Raw genomic sequence first — 19,115 nt, 5'->3', positions numbered from 1 at the left:
ATATGATAGGTCTGCGCGATGAAGATACTGGCGAAGGTGCAATACATCATCGTGCGCCGGATGCGCCGGCCTTGTTTTCGATGACGACGGTCTGGCCGACCTGCTTGGAGATGTATTCGCCGAAGGCCCGCGCCAGCAGATCGGTCTGCCCGCCGGCCGGATAGCTGCAGATCATGCGTATCTGCCGCGACGGCCACGCGGCTTGCGCCGAAGCCCCCCGCGCGACGAACGGCATGGCGGCGGCTGCAGTGCCGGCAGCCATGAAGTGACGACGATTGATGATCGCAGACATGTTTCCCTCCCTGGTTTTTTGAGACGGTAACTGATCGCCCCGCCATCCGCCACGACGATAGGCAGGACAGATTGGCGCATCGGAAAAGCAAATCGTTTTTAGCTCCGCGGGGCTGCACGTATCGGCACGCGGCATCTGGATCGCAGCGCGTCGGTGCATTACTGTCCGCGCCAACTAAAAATGCCGGACCGTTCGAATCTGGCGCGCACACATCACTTGAGGGACGAAACACTATGGCGCGAAATATTCTGATTCTCGGAGCGTCCTACGGCTCGTTGCTGGCCACGAAACTGCTGATGGCCGGTCACAACGTGACCCTCGTCTGCCGCAAGAAGACCGCAGAACTCATCAACCGCGACGGCACCGAAGTGCGCATCAAGCTGCGCGACGAGCCGAACCACCGCGCCATCTTCTCACGCGACCTGCCGGGCAAACTCGATGCGACCTCGCCGGATCAGGTCGACCTGTCGCGCTACGATCTGGTCGGCCTTGCGATGCAGGAGCCGCAATACACCAATCACACGATCCGCGTGCTGATGATCAAGATCGCCGCGGCAAAGCTGCCGTGTCTGTCGATCATGAACATGCCGCCGCTGCCCTATCTCAAGCGCATTCCGGGGCTGGCCGACATGAGCCTCGAAGAGGCCTATACCAATGCCCAGGTATGGGAGCGCTTCGAGCCGGGCCTGGTGACGCTGTGCTCGCCCGATCCGCAGGCCTTCCGGCCGCCGGAAGAAGCGGCGAATGTCCTTCACGTGGGACTGCCGACGAATTTCAAGGCATCGGCCTTTGCCGATCCGGCTCACAACAAGCTGCTGCGCGAGCTCGAAGCGGATATCGACGCAGTGAAGCTCGACGGCCAGGACGTGCCGGTGAAGCTGAAAGTATTCGACTCGCTGTTCGTGCCGCTGGCGAAGTGGTCGATGCTCCTGACCGGCAACTATCGCTGCATCACGCCGGAGGAACCGCAGTCGATCCGCGATGCCGTTCACGGCGACCTGAAAGTGTCGCAGTCGATTTACGAGCATGTGGATGCCGTGGCGCGGCGTCTCGGCGCCGACCCGCAGGATCAGGTGCCCTTCGCCAAATACGCCAAGGCGGCAGAGAGCCTGCTCAAGCCGTCATCGGCGGCGCGCGCAGTCGCAGCCGGTGCCCCCTTCATCGAGCGGGTCGATCTGCTGGTGAAGCTGATTTCGCATCAGCTCGGCATGACCAATGCGAATATCGACCGCACGGTCGAGGTGGTCGACCAGAAGCTCAACGAGCGGCTGGAGTCCGGCGCAGGAATTTAGTGCGCTGGTCCGACACTTTGTAACAAGACGGACATCGGCTTCGCGGTTGGCATCAGCCGCGAAGCTTCCGCCAGGGAGGTCATGCGCAGGTCACGCGATGGCCATGATCTCGAGCTCCTGAGCACCCGTACCGACGACATCGCCGACCGACTTGCCCATCAGCGACTTCGCCACCGGGGATACGAAGGAAATCGAACCGGCTTTGGGGTCCGCCTCGTCCTCGCCCACGATCCGATAGGTCTGCACCCGTCCGTCGCTGCGGCTGAAGGTCACCGTGCTCCCGAAGGCAACGATGTCGGTTGATGTCGGCGCCGGCATGAGCTGGGCCGTACGCAGGCGGGCCGCGAAATAGCGCATGTCCCGCAGGGGGATCGCCGCCTGACGCCGCCGCTCGTTCACGTCGTCGATCAGGTTTGCAGCATCATACGCCTCGCGCGCCGCCTGAAGCTGCGCCTCCAGCGCCTTCAAACCGGCCTCCGTCACCAGGTTGGGGTGAGGCGAAACAGGGCGATCGGGCAACTGGGTTTCCGCAGCCGTTTCGGCACTTTCTTCCTTGGTGAAGGCAACGCTCAATCTGAACTCCCTATCGGCGCATCGCGCCTTGACGGCGTCAGGGGCGATTACCCCATCTGTTTGTCAAAACCATGCATAGCAGGGCGGCCGCGTAAACGCCCCCGCCTCCTTATTTGCTGCTTTGCGGCACCGGACGGCGACAAGGCAGCCCTGTTCCAGCGGAGGGGGCAATCCGATTGTGTTTGCGATGTGAGGGAGTTATGCACGGGGCGCGCCAACCGGGGCGTCGGTCAGGATGCCGTAGCGCCTGCACAGCATCCAACCGATGCGCCCCGAACCGGATGCTCTGACTGATTGTCAAAGACGCATCCCATATAGAGTCGATAAAAAGAGCTGCCGCTGGAAGGAACTCGCTGTGACCAAATCGCCCGTCGTGACCATTGACAATCACCCAGGCCGCTCCGCGCAGACCATCGGGATTGCGCGCGTGCTCGGCACCGATGAAACGCTCATCCATGAGCCGTCGGTGGGCGTGGTCGGCACCAAGGGCGACAGCCAGTGCTATATGGGCGTGATGTCCAAGGTGGACGCGATCCATGAAAGCCTGAAGCGCCGGATCGGCCGCGGCGAGGGCCAGCTGCCGCTGCGCCTGGTGCAACCGGAATATACCATCGCGACCTCGGACGGCATCCGCAACGGCACGCGCGAGATGCGCTATTCGCTGATCGGCCGCGAGGTGACCAACGATGCGCTCTCCGAGCATCTGAGCGCCACCGGCCTTGCCGGTACGATTGCCGTCGTCGCCTGCGACAAGCCACCGGTCGGTACGCTGGCCGCGCTGCTTGAGCACAACGAACCGGCGATCATCATGTCGGACGGATCGATCCATCCGGGCGAGGATCCGAAGACCGGCGAGAAGCTGGACATCGTCAGCGCCTATCAGGTCGCCGGCAATCCGGACGCCGAATATCGCCATCACATCGCCTGCCACGCCTGCCCGGGCATCGGCAGCTGCGGCGGCGTCTTCACCTACAACACCATGCAGACCTTCATCGGCGTGGTCGGCATGCAGCCGCTGCACATGGTGGCGCCGCCGTCCGACGATCCGCGCCGCCTCAAGGAATTCCCGGAGCAACTGGTCGAATATCTCGCCCAGATGATCGCCAAGGGCCTGAAGCCGCGCGATATCGTGAGCCGTGACTCGATCCGCAATGCCGTCATCGTCTCTATGGCGATCGGCGGTTCGACGAACGTCACGCTGCACGCGCCGGAGATCGCGCGCGCCGCCGGCTTCGCCGACTTCTGGAAAGACATCATGACACCGGCAGAGTTCAACTATCTGTCGCAATACATCGTGCCGGTGCTCACCGACGCCCGCCCCTATGGCAAATATTCGATGGTGGACATCGATGCCGTCGGCGGCGTGCAGGTGATCGTCCGCGAGCTGATGGAAGCCGGCCTGATCAATGGCGACGTCATGACCTGCACCGGCGAGACACTGGCCCAGCAGATCAAGCGCCTCGAAACCAGGCCGGCTGACGGCAAGGTGGTCTACACGGTTGCCAAGCCCTACAAGCCGACCGGCGGCCTGCGCGTGCTCGGCGGCAACCTGTCGCCGGAATTCTCCGCGATCCTCAAGCTCGCCGGCGTCGAGGGCGGCCTCGAGGACAATCTGTTCCGCGGCACCGCGCGCGTGTTTGAGGGCGAGCGCGGCCTGCTCGCGGCGCTCGACAAGCACCCGGAGCGTTTCCAGAACCACGACATGGTCATCGTGCGCTACGACGGCCCGGTCGGCGCGCCCGGCATGCCGGAAATGCTCGATCCGACCTCGCGCATCACCACTTTGTGCCGCGAGCGAAATATCGTGGTGGGACTGATGACCGATGCGCGGTTCTCCGGCGGTTCGGTCGGCCTTGTCATCGGCCATGTCGGCCCCGAAGCCGCGCTCGGCGGCGCCATCGCGCTGATCGAGGATGGTGACGAGATCGTTGCCGATCTCAATGTCAACGAACTCAACTGCACGCAGCTCAGGGATCCCGCGGTCTACAAGCAGCGCAAGGCGGCGTGGGACAAGGTGGTCGCCGACAATGGCGGCATCCATCCGAATTGCGGCGACGCCGACACGCGCCTGTTGCATCGCGCGCGCACGAGCGCCGTGCCCGCCACCCGCGGCGCCGGCCTGCATCCGAATCGCGAGGTCTGGGTGCGCTATCCGCGCGAAGCCACGCGCTCAGGGTTTACGCCGAAGAACAAGCACCGGCCGGAAGCCAACAAGGCGTTCTAGACCTGCGGATTGGCGGTCAGGGCCGGGTTTGCTGCGAGGCTCCCGGCCCGCTGATCCGCACTACGGTTTCCGCTTCCCGTGGTCGCCGAGCGATTTCTTTTCATCCTCCATCGGCTGTCCCAAGGCGGCTGGACGGATATCCGCCCCCTCTCCCGTTTCGAGCATTGCGAGCGCCTCCCGGTTATCGGCGGCGCGCGCATCATCGATATAGGCGACGAGCAACCGGTTGATGGCGATCGGATCAAGCAGCCTGAATTCGCTGGGTCTGATCCAGCCGTCGAAATAGCGGTCGATATAACCGATGCGGCTATCGCGCTCCTCCACCCAGTTCGGCCCGATCAGGCCTTGGGGGTGCAACTCCCAGTAACAGGAAATGAGATGGCCGCCCTGGGCAGAGTGGCCAAGGATCCGCTGACCGTCGCGTGGCGCCTCACTCATCGGCCGAAGGAAGTGGCCGTATTCACGTAAAACCCGCTCAACCTGCATGCAACGCGATTCCATTCACGGAGGCGCCGACGGGCACCGCGCAAACATTTAACGGGTCGCGCGTTTTTTGTTTCCAATGTCAGATGGGCCGGCTTGTTGCCGGCGTTTGCATCGCGTTTTTGAGGCGTTCCGAACGTGACGCGAGAAGCTGCAGCCGACGCAGACGGAGCGCTGTGGTTCAGGTGATCACAATAATGCGATCTGGAGCAAAACCAAACTGCTGCGGGTTAGGCGAGCAGGTATTTTGGTCCGCTAAACCCCTGCAGATTAAGGCATCTTTCAGCTTTCATTAAGCCGTCGATAAGCATGTCGCCGCGCCAATCCGGATCGTGTCGGGTTGTCGATTGCTGTGGCGAATGGGTGACAGCATTTTACGCAAAAGCTGTCTAAGTCCACGCCATAGACGGAGCGAAGGCGCTCTCGCTCTAAAACGGTTTTCTGGAGAACAAGAAAATGAAGAACTTCCTGATGGGCACCGTTGCCCTCATCGCTCTGGGCGCTTCGGTTCCGGCAATGGCCGCTGACCTCGCCGCTCGTCCCTACACCAAGGCTCCGGCTTACGTTGCCGCCCCGATCTACAACTGGACCGGTTTCTACATCGGCGGCAACGTTGGCGGCGCCTTCGGCGGCGGCAACGGCTTCACCGGCGGTAACAACGGTGGCAAGTTCATGGGCGGCCTGCAGGGCGGCTACAACTGGCAGTTCGCTCCGAACTGGGTGTTCGGCGTCGAAGCCCAGTACGACTGGACCTCGAACAGCGGCAACACCGCTCTCGTCAACGGCTTCCCGGCCTACACGTACAGCAGCAACCTGAAGGGCCTCGGCTCGGTGACCGGCCGTCTCGGCTACACCTGGGGTCCGGCGATGCTGTACGCCAAGGGCGGTTACGCTTTCTCGGATCGCAGCCGTACGCTCGTCGGCCCGGCCGGCACCGCAGTTGCCGTCAACGGCAGCTCGGATGGTTACACCGTCGGTGGTGGCCTGGAATACCTGTTCACCCAGAACTGGTCGGGCAACATCGAGTATCAGTACTACAACTTCGGCAAGACCACGCTTGCTCCGATCGCCGTTTCGGCGACCAGCGAACAGCACACGGTCAAGGCTGGCCTGAACTACCACTTCAACTGGGGTGGCCCGGTCGTCGCGAAGTACTGAGCTTCGCGCCTGATTTCAGGCTCTTAACTACGGAAAGGCCGGCGGAAACGCCGGCCTTTTTCGTTTTACCCCTTGGTAACCTCATAAGCCCTGCGACAGCCCCGGGGTTGCCGGTTTACCCGAATGTTAACCCGGTACTGAAATACTCTCTGCGCGATCCGCCACCAGGACGGTGGACGCGGGGGGAATCAATGGCACTGACGTCATTCATCGGAAAATTTGGACGATTTCGTTTCTCGCGGCTCCGTTGGGGCATCCGCGGCAACCTGTTCGCCGCCTTTGCGGTTATCGCAGGCATGGCGATCCTCATCAGTGCAGGCGCCGGCATGATTCTCGGTCAGCTCGGCGGCATGATGACGGACCTGAACGGCCGGGCCATTCCGAAACTGACCGCCAGCCTTGAACTCGCCACTGCCAGCGAAAGCCTCGCCAGCCAGGGCCCGATGCTACTCGCCTCCTCCACCGCCGACATTCTGAAAGAGCGCACGCAGCGCATGCGCGACACCCACAAGGTGGCGACGGAGAAGCTCGAAGCCATCACCCGGCTCGGCGCCGACAAGGCAGTGGTCACCGCGCTCGGCGAGAGCGTGAAGAATATCGAGGACACGATCCGCAGTCTGGGCGCCGCGACGCAGGAAAAGATCGACGCCGCCGTCCAGCACGAGAAGCTCTACAACGCCATCCGCGCCGCCGCGGATAACTTTGTCAGGAAGGCCGCCCCGGCGATTACCGACGCACAGGGCGGCATGGACGCCACCCTGCGTGCCGTCGTGTTCTCCGCCGAGGATGCCGGCGAAGCCTCCCGCATCATCGTGCAGATCGGCAGCGTGGTCGCCGACACCAACCTGATCTCCTCCGACCTGATGGCCGCCTTGTCCGCCGGTACCGGTGACGCACTCTCCCCCATCGAGGAGAGTTTCAAGACAGCGCAGGAACGCGTGCAGGGAAATCTCATCGCCCTCGACGGCGCCATCAGCAGCATCCCGGATCTGCGCAAGGCCGCCGAACAGCTACTCGCTTTGGGCAACGGCAAGAACAGCGTCTTCAAGGTGCGCCAGAAAGAGATAGACACTGTCGAATACGGCGAACTCATCCTCGACGAGACGCGCAAGCTCAATCTCGGCCTCGGTATGAGTGTCAAGCAACTGGTCGACAAGGTGCGCAGCGAAACCGACGCCGCCACGACGCAGGCACAGACGACAATCACGCTGGCCACGCAGGTGATGCTCGGCCTCGGCGCGCTGACGCTGATCGGATCGGCACTGTTCGTCTGGCTCTATGTCGGCCGCAGCATTCTGCGCCGCCTCGCGCAATTGCAGCGCGCGATGCAACGGCTGTCCAGCGGCGATCTCGACACCGAGATCGCCCGCAGCCGCCAGCAGGATGAAATCGCGGCGATGGCGGGCACGCTCGAAGTGTTCCGCGACAGCATGATCAACGCGCGCACGCTCAGCGCGGAGCAGGATCAGGACCGTATCGCCAAGGGCGAACGCACCTCGCGCATCGAAGCCCGCATCGTCGACTTCGAGAGCAAGGTCCGCACCGCTTTGGAGAAGCTGCAGACCTCGGCCGATTCCATGCAATCGACCGCGCAGAGCATGTCGGCCTCCGCCGATCGCTCCAGCGTACTGGTCAGCGCCGTGGCGTCAGCCGCGGAGGAAACCTCGGTGAACGTCCAGACGGTGTCGGCCGGGACCGAACAGCTGTCGTCGTCGATCAACGAGATCAGCCGCCAGGTCGTCACATCTGCTGAAATTGCCGCAAAGGCCGTCAGCGAGGCCGGCGAGACCGACGCAACGATGCAGGGCCTGGCCGATAACGCCAACCGCATCAGCGTGGTGATCGATCTGATCCAGACCATTGCCTCGCAGACCAACCTCCTGGCGCTCAATGCGACCATCGAGGCTGCACGCGCCGGCGATGCAGGCCGTGGCTTCGCCGTGGTGGCATCGGAAGTGAAGAGCCTTGCCGATCAGACGGCAAAGGCCACCGACGAGATTCGCACGCAGATCGTCTCGATGCAGCAGGTCACCTCCACCGCCGTCGGTGCGATCCGCAACATCGGGCAGACCATCGCCGAGATCAACAATGTGAGCGCTGCCATCGCCACGGCCGTCGAACAACAGGGTGCGGCGACGCGCGAGATCGCGCGCAACATCCAGCACGCTGCCGGCGGCACCAGCGAAGTGTCGAGCAACATCATCGGCGTCAGCGATGCATCGACGCAGGCCGGCACGGCTGCCAACGACGTGCTCGGCGCCTCGGGTGAACTGCGCCGCGAGGCCGACGTTCTTCGCGGTGAAATCGACGAATTCCTGTCGAGCATCCGCGCGGCCTAAGGCGACAATCCAGCGCATGGCTGCACCCGGCCAGCGTTATTGCTCCGACCCTCAAAATCATGGACTGCTTTCGCAGCAGCCCATGATCGGCGGCTGCGCAGGTTATAAGGATTGCGTGAATGCCCCCATCAACCAATGCATGGACGTCGACTGAACCGCGCCACGACTGGCAGCGTCATGAAGCCCAGGCCCTGTATGACTTGCCGTTTGCGGACCTGATTTTCCAGGCGCAGAGCATCCACCGCAGCAATTTCGATCCGAATCACGTCGAAACCGCGAGCCTGCTCAGCATCAAGACCGGCGGCTGCGCGGAAGACTGCGGTTACTGCTCGCAGAGCGCCCACTACAACACCGACGTCAAGGCAACCAAACTGATGGATCGCGACGCCGTGGTTGCCACGGCGCAGCGCGCCAAGGATGCCGGTGCGAGCCGTTTCTGCATGGCGGCGGCCTGGCGCAACCCCAAGGACAAGGATCTCGACCGCGTCTGCGACATGGTCAGCGCGGTGAAGGATCTCGGCCTCGAGACCTGCGCGACGCTGGGCATGCTCACGGAAGATCAGGCCAAACGCCTGCAGGACGCCGGTCTCGATTTCTACAATCACAATGTCGACACCTCGCCGGAATTCTACGGCAAGATCATCACCACGCGCACGATGGAAGATCGCATCGAGACATTGGCGCGGGCGCGCCATGCCGGCCTCAAGACCTGTTGCGGCGGTATCATTGGCATGGGCGAGCAGGTCGAGGATCGTCTGGGCATGCTGATGCTGCTGGCGAACCTGCCGCATCATCCGGACAGCGTGCCGATCAATATGTGGAACGAGGTAAAGGGCGTGCCGGTCAACGACACCGCCAAGCGCCCGGATCCGATCGCGCTGGTCCGCATGATTGCCGTGGCGCGTATCATGATGCCGAAGAGCGTGGTGCGGCTTTCCGCCGGACGGCAATATATGACCGATGAATTGCAGGCGCTGTGCTTTGTCGCCGGTGCCAATTCGATCTTCATCGGCGACGTGCTGCTGACCACGAAGAACCCGCAGACCGATCGTGACGCCAACCTGCTGGACCGGCTCGGCATGACCTCGCGGCTCGACGAGGTGAGCGGAAAGAACACGCCAGCTCTGCCAAATACCGCTTCGGCTCAGGCCGATATGCGCGCCAGCGCATAAACCCATGCCCTGCGCCAGCCGAATTTGTGCTGGCGCAGGGGTCCTTGGCCCGCTAAGCCGGATGAAAAGGACATTGTGACAGAACCGATGCATTCGAAACCAGACGCCAGCACAAAGCCAGCCCAAGCCTTTTCAGGTACGGACCTCCGCTATCCCTGGGAAAACCATCCCGGGACCGATCAGGTGGTCGAAATCGCCCCGGGCGTTCTCTGGATCCGGCTCGACCTGCCATTCCGCCTCAACCACGTGAACATCTATCTGCTCGCCGACGGTGACGGCTGGGCCATGGTGGATACCGGCATCGGCAATGACGCGACCATCGCTGCATGGACGAAGCTGTTCGAAGGTCCGCTGAAAGGCAAACCCATCAGCAAGGTGATCGTCACCCACGCGCATCCCGATCATGTCGGCCAGGCCGGCTGGATGGTGCAGCGGTTCGACTGCCCCTTCTATATGTCGCAGGTCGAATATCTGCAGGGCGTCTATCACCAGAACCGCCGCACCGAAGAGCGCGTCGTCAATATGCGGCAGTTCTTCCATCGCCACGGCATGGATGCAGATATCACCGAGCAATTGCTCGGCCGCGGCCAGGAGTATCTGAAGAAGACGGTGCCGCTGCCGGCCGCCTATCGCCGGCTGTCCGATGGCGACGATCTCGTGATCGGCACGCGCACCTTCCGTGTGCTCACCGGCGCCGGCCATTCACCGGATCAGGTGATGCTGTATTGCGAAGCCGAGAAGCTGTTCCTGTCAGCCGATCAGGTGCTCAGCAAGATCTCGCCGAATGTCAGCGTCTGGGCGCATGAGCCCGACGAAAATTCACTCGGCTCCTATCTGCGCTCGCTGAAGCGTCTCGCCGATACGCTGCCCGACGATGTGCTTGTGCTGCCCGGTCACGGCGTGCCGTTTCACGGCCTCAAGATCCGCATCAAGCAGCTCGCCGACCATCACGAAGAACGCTGCCAGATGATCGCCGCCGCGTGCAAGAACACCGGCAAGACATCCGCCCAACTGGTGCCGGTGGTGTTTCACAAGCACAAGCTGGACGCCCATCAGACCGGATTTGCCGCCGGCGAATTGATTGCCCACGTCAATCACATGCTGGCGCAGAAGCGGCTCACCTCGACACTGGGCGCCGACGGCATGCTGCGGTTCACGGCGACGTAACCTGCAGCGCAGCAAAATTCGTGAATGCCCTCAGGCTCTTGATGCACATCAAAAGCCACGGCAGGTGGTCAAATTGACCAATTGCGCCTCGACAGCCAAGCTGGAAAAGCTCTAAAACGCAACCTGACGCAGGGTTCGGGTTCCGTTTTGGGTCTTTTGCGATGGATTACAGCAAGTTCTTCAGTGACGCGCTCAATCGTTTGCATGACGAGCGCCGCTATCGCGTCTTCGCCGATCTCGAGCGCATTGCCGGTCGGTTCCCGCATGCCGTATGGCACGCGCCGCAAGGCCCGCGGAATGTCGTGATCTGGTGCTCCAACGACTATCTCGGCATGGGCCAGCATCCGAAAGTGGTCGGCGCCATGGTCGAGACGGCGACCCGTGTCGGCACCGGCGCCGGCGGCACCCGCAACATCGCAGGCACCCATCATCCGCTGGTGCAGCTCGAGGAAGAACTCGCTGACCTCCATGGCAAGCAGGCCGCGCTGCTGTTCACCTCGGGCTATGTGTCGAACCAGACCGGCATTTCAACGCTCGCCAAGCTGATGCCGAATTGCCTGATCCTGTCAGACGCGCTCAACCACAATTCGATGATCGAAGGCATCCGGCAGGCCGGCTGCGACCGCGTCGTATTCCGCCATAACGATGTCGCGCATCTCGAGGAACTGCTGAAGGCCGCCGATCCCGCGCGGCCGAAGCTGATCGCCTGCGAGAGCCTGTATTCGATGGACGGCGACGTCGCCCCGCTGGCTGCGATCTGCGATCTCGCCGAACGCTATGGCGCCATGACCTATGTGGACGAGGTCCATGCCGTCGGCATGTACGGCCCGCGCGGCGGCGGCATTGCCGAGCGCGACGGCGTGATGCATCGCATCGACGTGCTCGAAGGCACGCTCGCCAAAGCCTTTGGCTGCCTCGGTGGCTATATCGCCGCCAGCAAGGACATCGTCGATGCCGTGCGGTCCTATGCGCCGGGCTTTATCTTCACCACCGCGCTGCCGCCGGCGATCTGTTCGGCAGCGACCGCGGCGATCAAGCACCTGAAGAGCTCGAACTGGGAGCGCGAGCGTCACCAGGATCGCGCCGCGCGGCTCAAGGCCATTCTCACCGCCGCCGGCATTCCCGTGATGTCCACCGACACCCATATCGTGCCGGTCTTCGTCGGCGATGCCGAGCTCTGCAAGAAGGCCTGCGATCTGCTGCTTGAAGATCACGGCATCTACATCCAGCCGATCAACTACCCGACCGTCGCCAAGGGCGCCGAGCGCCTGCGCATCACGCCGTCGCCCTATCACGACGACGTGCTGATCGACCACCTCGCAGAATCGCTACTGCAGGTGTGGGATGAGCTCGGCCTGCCGCTGCGCACCAAGGCGCTGGCGGCGGAGTAATCCTTACCCTCCCTGGAGGGGGAGGGTCGGCGAACATCACGCGAAGCGTGATGCGCGAGACGGGGCGGGGTGAAACCACACACGCCATCGCCTGCGGCTTCACCCCACCCCGATGTGCGCTTTGCGCCCATCGACCCTCCCCCTTCAGGGGAGGGTGAAACAAAGGCGATCCATCGTGGACATCATCTGGAAGGGCATTCTCGGCGGACTGCTCACCGCCCTGATTGCCTGGCTGTCCAAACGGGGCAACACGCTGCCCGGCATTCTGCCGCTGTTTCCGACCTTCGCGATCATTGCGCTGCTCATCGTCGGCGCCAAAGGCGACAGCGCAGGCTTCCGGGAAGCCTGCATGGCCGGGGCCAGGACCATCCCTGCCTATCTCGCTTTTCTCGGCATCTGCTACCTCACGGTCGGCACGTTCGATTACCGCCTCGCTTTGCTGGCCGGCGTGACCGCGTGGCTGTTCATCATCCTGGTCGCGTTTTTCGGCCCGCGCTGGATTTAACGACGATCCGGCATTCCCTGGCATCCGGCCAAATCCCTGTCGCCTGCACCGGCGCAACGGGCTAGATTTTCGCCCGACGGACGGGCTTCGGGCCGCCAAAGGGAGCACGCACGATGCTGCACGACTGGGGCGTGATTGTTGCCGCCCTCAGCTACATCGGATTTCTGTTTTGCGTCGCCAGCTATGGCGACCGGATCGCGCTGTTCCAGAGCGGCCGCGCCAAAGCGGTCATCTATCCCCTGTCGCTGGCGATCTATTGCACCTCATGGACGTTCTTCGGCTCGGTCGGCGTGGCCAGCCGGACCAGCGTGGATTTCCTCGCCATCTATGTCGGCCCGATCCTGTTCTTTGCCTTCTTCTCGTCCGTGCTGCGGCGCGTGATCCATCTCGCCAAGACCCAGAACATCACTTCGATCGCCGACTTCATCGCCGCACGTTACGGCAAGAGCCAGGCCGTCGCCGCCACCGTCGCGGTCATCGCCATCATCGGTTCGGTGCCCTATATCGCGCTTCAATTGAAGGCCGTGGCGTCCTCGCTGGAAACCATCCTCGGCGACGACAAGGCCATTGCCGGCGTTCCCATTGTCGGCGACATGGCACTGGTCGTAACGCTCGCAATGGCGATGTTTGCCGTGCTGTTCGGCACAAGGCAGACCAATGCGACCGAGCATCAGCACGGCCTGATGCTCGCCGTGGCCACCGAATCCATCATCAAGCTGGTCGTGTTCATCACCGCCGGCGCCTTCGTGACATTCTGGATGTTCGGCCCCTCGGAGCTGTTCGAGCGCGCAATGAAGACACCCGAGGCGATGCGCGCCATCAACTATGTGCCGTCATTCGGCAATTTCCTCACGATGGTGCTGCTGTCGTTCTGCGCCATCGTGCTGCTGCCCCGGCAGTTCCATGTCAGCGTCGTCGAGAATTCCAGCGACTCCGAAGTAAGCCGCGCGCGCTGGATATTTCCCACCTATCTGATCGCCATCAACCTGTTCGTGATTCCGATCGCCCTTGCCGGCCTCGTGACCTTTCCGTTCGGCGCCGTCGACAACGACATGTATGTGCTGGCGCTGCCCATCGAGGCCGGCTCCGACGCGCTCAGCATGGCGGTGTTCATCGGTGGTTTGTCGGCCGCCACCGCGATGGTGATCGTCGAATGCGTTGCGCTGGCCATCATGGTGTCCAACGACATCGTGTTGCCTCTGGTCTTGCGGCGCGGACCGCAGACGCAGAATGAGCGGACCGACTTCGGCAACTTCCTGCTGAAGGCAAGGCGCTTCTCGATCTTCGCCATCATGGTGATGGCCTATTTCTATTTTCGCGCGCTCGGCAATACGCAACTGGCCGCCATCGGCCTGCTGTCATTTGCCGCCATCGCACAACTCGCTCCGGCTTTCTTCGGCGGGCTGATCTGGCGACGCGCCACTGCCCGCGGCGCCATGGGTGGCATGGTGGTCGGCTTCATCGTCTGGGCCTATACGCTGTTCATCCCGAGCTTTCTGGAAGGCAGCACCGCGGGTGTCCTGTTCCTGCAGCACGGCCCGTTCGGTATCGAGGCGTTGCGGCCGCAGGACCTGCTCGGCACCGAGCTGCCGCCGCTCCTGCACGGCACTCTGTGGAGTCTGTCGCTCAATATCCTGACCTATATCGTGCTCTCGCTGATGCGGGCGCCGTCGTCGATCGAACGACTGCAGGCCGATGTTTTTGTGCCGAACACGCTGGCGCCGATCACACCGGCATTCCGGCGCTGGCGGACCACGGTGACGGTGCAGGATATCCTCAGCACCGTCACCCAATATCTCGGCCCGGACCGCGCGCGTGAATCCTTCGATGCGTTCGCCACGCGTCGCCGTGTCGATCTCGATCCGGCTGCGCCGGCGGATTTCGAACTGCTGCAGCATGCAGAATATCTGATCGCTTCATCGATCGGCGCAGCTTCATCCCGCATGGTGATGTCGCTGCTGCTGCGCAAGCGCACGGTCTCGGCCAAGGCTGCCCTGAAACTGCTCGACGATTCCCATGCGGCGCTGCATTTCAATCGCGAGATCCTGCAGACCGCACTCAACCACGTCCGCCAAGGCATCGCGGTCTTCAATCCTGACCTGCAGCTCATCGTCTCGAACCGGCAGTTCGGTGAGCTGCTCGGCCTGCCGCCGCAGATCGTCCAGATCGGTATTCCCCTTCGCGAGATTCTGGAGTTCATCGGTATCCAGAGCGCATCGCCTTACGGCGACAACGAAACACTGACCCAGGCGCGGCTGGCTGCCTACACGACCGAGGGCGAGCCCTATCTGGAGCGTCTCCAGGACCGCCAGATCGTCATCGAGGTGCGCACCAACAAGATGCCGGATGGCGGGCTCGTGCTCACCTTCTCCGACGTCACGCCCAGCTTCGAGGCAGCAGAAGCGCTGGAGCGCGCCAATGCCACGCTGGAAAAGCGCGTCCGCGACCGCACCGAAGAACTCACGCGACTGAACTCCGAACTGGCGCTCGCCAAGAGCACCGCGGAAGACGCCAACATCTCCAAGACCCGCTTTCTGGCCGCCGCCAGCCACGACATTCTGCAGCCGCTCAATGCCGCCCGTCTCTATGTCACCAGCCTGGTCGAACGAAAGAGTGGCGGCGAGGACGCGCGGCTGGTCGAGAATATCGACGACTCGCTGGAGGCCATCGAGGAAATCCTCGGCGCCCTGCTCGACATCTCGCGCCTGGATGCAGGCGCCATGAGCCCCGCGATTTCGAGCTTCCGTATCGGCGACCTGATGCGCTCGCTCGAGATCGAATATGCCCCGATTGCGCGTGCCCGCGGCGTCAAGCTTACTTTCGTGCCGTGCTCGCTGCCGGTCGAATCCGACCGCCTGATGCTGCGGCGCCTGCTGCAGAACCTGATCTCGAACGCGATCAAATACACGCCGCATGGCCGCGTGCTGGTCGGCTGCCGGCGCCGCGGCAAGGCCTTGCAGATCGGCATCTACGATACCGGCGTTGGCATTCCGATTCTCAAGCGCGGCGAGATCTTCAAGGAATTTCACCGGCTCGAACAGGGCGCGCGGATCGCGCGCGGCCTCGGACTCGGCCTGTCGATCGTCAAGCGCCTCGCGCATGTGCTCAATCACGGCATCGCGCTGGATTCCAATCGTAGCGGCGGCTCGTTCTTCTCGGTGACGGTGCCCGTCGCCAAGGCGATAAATCACACCACCGCGGTTACCAGCGCGACGCCACTGTCGAAGTCGCCGATGTCGGGCACGCTCGTCGTCTGCATCGAGAACGACGCGGCGATCCTCGACGGCATGAAGACGCTGCTGCAAGCCTGGGGAGCCGAGGTCGTCGCGGTCCCCGATCCGGAAGCCGCGATGAATGCCATTGCCGAAATCCAGGGGTCAGGCCGCCGTCTCACGGGCTTGCTGGTCGATTATCATCTCGACCGCGGCAACGGCGTCGCCGCGATCCGGGAAATCCGCAACCGTTTCGGCAAGGACATCCCGGCCATCCTGATCACCGCAGACCGCAGCCCGCATGTGCAATCCGCTGCCCGACAGGACAAGATCGCGGTGCTGAACAAGCCGGTGAAGCCGGCGTCGCTGCGCGCACTGCTCGGGCAGTGGCGCACGCAGCAGATGATCGCGGCGGAATAGTCCGATTATTGCGGGGCCTGCTCGCCCTGACGCCACTGGCCGCCGGCGATCTTCGCGGCAGCTATCACGGCCTGGGTGCGGCTCTCGACGCCGAGCTTCTGCAGAATCGCCGAGACATGCGCCTTGATGGTCGCCTCGGACACGCCAAGCTCATAGGCAATCTGCTTGTTGAGCAGTCCTTGCGACAGCATCATCAGCACGCGGACCTGCTGCGGCGTCAGTGTCACCAGCCGATCGCGCAGCTTGCTCATTTCCGGATCGGCTGCGGCGGACATATCGACATCCGGCGGAACCCAGACGTCGCCATCCATCACCTTCACGATGGCATCGCGCAACGTATCGACGCCGAACCGCTTCGGAATGAAGCCTGACGCGCCGAAGTCCAGCGATTGCCGTATCGTGCCGACATCGTCGCTGGCCGATACGATGACCACCGGGATCGCGGGGTATTGCGCACGGAGGTAAATCAGTCCGGAGAACCCTGATATCCCCGGCATCGACAGATCGAGCAAGATCAGATCGACGTCGGAATTCTGTTCCAGCAGTTTGGTCAGATCCTCGAACGTACCGGTTTCATCGACCGTGGTGGTCGGCAGCACGCTACTGACCGCCTGCCGCAATGCACCGCGGAACAACGGATGATCGTCGGCAATAATGAGGCGCGAGGGAGCGATAACGGTCATCAAAATCCATGCAAAAATCTTGCGGCAAACCAGCGACCGCGTTGAGGCGACGCGCAAAAGCGCATTTCGCCACAAGTGTCTCCCGCGCGACAACGTCTTGCAAGCACCCAATACTGCTACGCGGTAAATTGGTGAACGCGGACCATTGTGCGACGCAATACGCATGTTCGCCAGCGCATTTGCGTTACTGCGGCGTCTGCGCACAGCCCCCTTGCGCACGGCCTAAAGTCGTATTGGGTCGCATTTCTCCGCAATGCTACCTTTTGCATCGAAGTTCTCTGCATTGAGCCGACCGACGTTCGGCGCAGCGAGCGAGAAGCCACAATAAATTTTGCAACGGATTCGGGGAGCGATTCAAACATGTCCACCATCGCAGCAACATCGGCGAAAGCCCAAGGGATGACGAAGGACGAACGCTTCGTCATCTTCGCGTCATCGCTCGGCACTGTTTTCGAGTGGTACGACTTCTACCTGTTCGGCTCGCTGGCCGGCATCATCGGCGCACAATTCTTCGGCGTGATCGATCCCGCCACCAAACTGCCGATGTTCAATCAGGCCACGCGCGACATCTTCGCACTGCTGGCCTTCGCCGCGGGCTTCATCGTTCGTCCGTTTGGCGCCATCGTGTTCGGACGCGTCGGCGACATCGTCGGCCGCAAGTACACATTCCTCGTCACCATCCTCATCATGGGCCTGTCGACCTTCATCGTCGGCATCCTGCCCAACGCAGCGACCATCGGCATCGCGGCTCCGATCATCCTGATCGGCCTGCGCCTGCTGCAGGGCCTTGCGCTCGGCGGCGAGTATGGCGGTGCGGCGACCTACGTGGCGGAGCATTCGCCGCCCGGCAAGCGCGGCTACTACACATCGTTCATTCAGACCACCGCGACGCTCGGCCTGTTTCTGTCGCTGCTGGTGATCCTGTTCACCCGTACGATTCTCGGCGAACCCGAATTCGCCGCCTGGGGCTGGCGCGTGCCATTCCTGGTGTCAGTGGTGCTGCTCGGCGTTTCCGTCTGGATCCGTCTGCGGCTGAATGAATCGCCCGTGTTCCAGAAGATGAAGGACGAAGGCAAGGGCTCCAAGGCCCCGCTGACTGAAGCTTTCGGCAACTGGAACAATGCCAAGATCGTGCTGATCGCCCTGCTCGGCGGCGTGATGGGCCAGGGCGTCGTCTGGTACACCGGCCAGTTCTACGCACTGTTCTTCATGCAATCGATCCTCAAGGTCGACGGCTACACCGCGAACCTCCTGATCGCGTGGTCGCTGCTGCTCGGCACCGGCTTCTTCGTGTTCTGGGGCGCCCTGTCCGACAAGATCGGCCGCAAGCCGATCATTCTGGCAGGCTGCCTGATCGCGGCGCTGACCTTCTTCCCGATCTTCCGGATGATCACCACCAACGCCAACCCGACGCTGGAAAAGGCGATCGAGAGCGTGAAGGTGGAAGTCGTTTCAGATCCCGCTCTGTGCGGCGATCTGTTCAACCCGGTCGGCACCCGCGTGTTCTCCACGCCTTGCGACACGGCCCGCGCCTATCTCGCCTCATCATCGGTCAAATACTCGACCTCCTATGGTGCAGCAGGCTCGGGCGTGAAGGTCGTCGTCAACGGCAAGGATGTGCCCTACACCGCGGCTGCGTCGAACCCGCAGGTTCTCGCAGCGGTTCAGGCGGCGGGCTATCCCAAGGCGGGCGACGCGCAGATCGTGAAGATGGCGCACCCCTTCGACATCTTCCGTCCGCAGGTTGCGGCGGTGATCGGACTGCTGTTCGTCCTGGTGCTGTTCGTGACCATGGTCTACGGACCGATCGCGGCGATGCTGGTCGAACTGTTCCCGACCAAGATCCGCTACACGTCGATGTCGCTGCCCTACCACATCGGCAACGGCTGGTTCGGCGGACTTCTCCCGGCGACCGCCTTCGCCATCGTGGCTTCGACCGGCGATATCTATGCCGGCCTCTGGTATCCCGTCATCTTCGCGGCAATCACCGTGGTGATCGGCATCTTCTTCCTGCCGGAAACCAAGGACGTCGATATCGGCGCGAACTGATCGCGCACCGGCAGCCCAGGCTGCCGGCTGAAGCGACAATAACAAACCGGCCGCGGAGCAATCCGCGGCCGGTTTTTTTCGGCATGGATCTGGATCATTCCCTAGAGCGTTTCACGTTTTTATTGAAGCGTATCCGGCGTTGGCAAAGTAGTTTT

The 19,115-nt window shown here is 62.6% G+C and carries 13 protein-coding genes and 1 pseudogene; 10 read left to right on the top strand and 4 right to left on the bottom strand.

Annotated features, from left to right (window positions below):
• Positions 1 to 52: 52 nt before the first annotated feature.
• A pseudogene (locus tag ACEK02_RS02870) lies at positions 53 to 292 on the bottom strand (tripartite tricarboxylate transporter substrate binding protein); the annotation flags it as partial.
• A gap of 233 nt (positions 293 to 525) precedes the next feature.
• On the opposite strand from ACEK02_RS02870, the gene ACEK02_RS02865 reads away from it, so the two are divergent.
• Positions 526 to 1,584 carry a ketopantoate reductase family protein gene (locus ACEK02_RS02865; protein WP_371420293.1) on the top strand — a complete coding sequence of 353 codons (1,059 nt, stop codon included), beginning with the start codon at positions 526 to 528 and terminating at the stop codon, positions 1,582 to 1,584.
• A gap of 90 nt (positions 1,585 to 1,674) precedes the next feature.
• Here ACEK02_RS02865 and greA read toward each other — a convergent pair whose 3' ends face one another.
• A complete protein-coding gene (greA, locus tag ACEK02_RS02860) occupies positions 1,675 to 2,157 on the bottom strand; it encodes a transcription elongation factor GreA (protein ID WP_371420292.1) in 483 nt (160 codons plus the stop codon).
• Between the two features lie 355 nt (positions 2,158 to 2,512).
• Between greA and ACEK02_RS02855 the strand changes: the two genes are divergently transcribed.
• Positions 2,513 to 4,381 carry a dihydroxy-acid dehydratase gene (locus tag ACEK02_RS02855; protein ID WP_371420291.1) on the top strand — a complete coding sequence of 623 codons (1,869 nt, stop codon included), beginning with the start codon at positions 2,513 to 2,515 and terminating at the stop codon, positions 4,379 to 4,381.
• 60 nt (positions 4,382 to 4,441) lie between these two features.
• Here the strand turns inward: ACEK02_RS02855 and ACEK02_RS02850 are convergent, their stop codons facing one another.
• Positions 4,442 to 4,867: a hypothetical protein gene (locus ACEK02_RS02850; RefSeq protein WP_371420290.1), complete on the bottom strand. Its 426-nt coding sequence runs from the start codon at positions 4,865 to 4,867 to the stop codon at positions 4,442 to 4,444.
• A gap of 453 nt (positions 4,868 to 5,320) precedes the next feature.
• On the opposite strand from ACEK02_RS02850, the gene ACEK02_RS02845 reads away from it, so the two are divergent.
• The 7 genes from ACEK02_RS02845 to ACEK02_RS02815 all read left to right on the top strand — a co-directional run bounded on the left by ACEK02_RS02845 (position 5,321) and on the right by ACEK02_RS02815 (position 16,228).
• The gene (locus tag ACEK02_RS02845) at positions 5,321 to 6,022 is read left to right on the top strand and encodes an outer membrane protein (RefSeq protein WP_371420289.1); all 702 of its coding nucleotides are present in this window, start codon (positions 5,321 to 5,323) and stop codon (positions 6,020 to 6,022) included.
• 191 nt (positions 6,023 to 6,213) lie between these two features.
• Positions 6,214 to 8,361 (top strand): methyl-accepting chemotaxis protein, encoded by a 2,148-nt coding sequence (locus ACEK02_RS02840; protein WP_371420288.1) that lies wholly within the window; start codon positions 6,214 to 6,216, stop codon positions 8,359 to 8,361.
• A 119-nt stretch (positions 8,362 to 8,480) separates the two neighbouring features.
• Entirely contained in the window at positions 8,481 to 9,533 is a 1,053-nt protein-coding gene (gene bioB, locus ACEK02_RS02835; protein ID WP_371420287.1) for a biotin synthase BioB, read from the top strand.
• Positions 9,534 to 9,620: 87 nt separating this feature from the next.
• Positions 9,621 to 10,700: an MBL fold metallo-hydrolase gene (locus ACEK02_RS02830; protein WP_371420286.1), complete on the top strand. Its 1,080-nt coding sequence runs from the start codon at positions 9,621 to 9,623 to the stop codon at positions 10,698 to 10,700.
• A 161-nt stretch (positions 10,701 to 10,861) separates the two neighbouring features.
• The gene (gene hemA, locus ACEK02_RS02825; RefSeq protein WP_371420285.1) at positions 10,862 to 12,091 is read left to right on the top strand and encodes a 5-aminolevulinate synthase; all 1,230 of its coding nucleotides are present in this window, start codon (positions 10,862 to 10,864) and stop codon (positions 12,089 to 12,091) included.
• Positions 12,092 to 12,266: 175 nt separating this feature from the next.
• Complete coding sequence (locus tag ACEK02_RS02820) at positions 12,267 to 12,596, top strand: GlpM family protein (protein WP_371420284.1); 330 nt, start codon at positions 12,267 to 12,269, stop codon at positions 12,594 to 12,596.
• Positions 12,597 to 12,709: 113 nt separating this feature from the next.
• Positions 12,710 to 16,228 (top strand): NahK/ErcS family hybrid sensor histidine kinase/response regulator, encoded by a 3,519-nt coding sequence (locus ACEK02_RS02815; protein WP_371420283.1) that lies wholly within the window; start codon positions 12,710 to 12,712, stop codon positions 16,226 to 16,228.
• Between the two features lie 5 nt (positions 16,229 to 16,233).
• Here the strand turns inward: ACEK02_RS02815 and ACEK02_RS02810 are convergent, their stop codons facing one another.
• The gene (locus ACEK02_RS02810; RefSeq protein ID WP_371420282.1) at positions 16,234 to 16,911 is read right to left on the bottom strand and encodes a response regulator; all 678 of its coding nucleotides are present in this window, start codon (positions 16,909 to 16,911) and stop codon (positions 16,234 to 16,236) included.
• A gap of 399 nt (positions 16,912 to 17,310) precedes the next feature.
• Between ACEK02_RS02810 and ACEK02_RS02805 the strand changes: the two genes are divergently transcribed.
• On the top strand, positions 17,311 to 18,960 hold the full coding sequence (locus ACEK02_RS02805; protein ID WP_371420294.1) for an MFS transporter: 1,650 nt from the start codon (positions 17,311 to 17,313) through the stop codon (positions 18,958 to 18,960).
• Positions 18,961 to 19,115 lie beyond the last annotated feature (155 nt).

Source organism: Tardiphaga sp., from assembly GCF_041424195.1.
Classification (GTDB): Bacteria; Pseudomonadota; Alphaproteobacteria; order Rhizobiales; family Xanthobacteraceae; genus Tardiphaga.
Note: the sequence above shows the minus strand (reverse complement) of the source record. Positions and strands in the feature narration are given on the sequence as shown.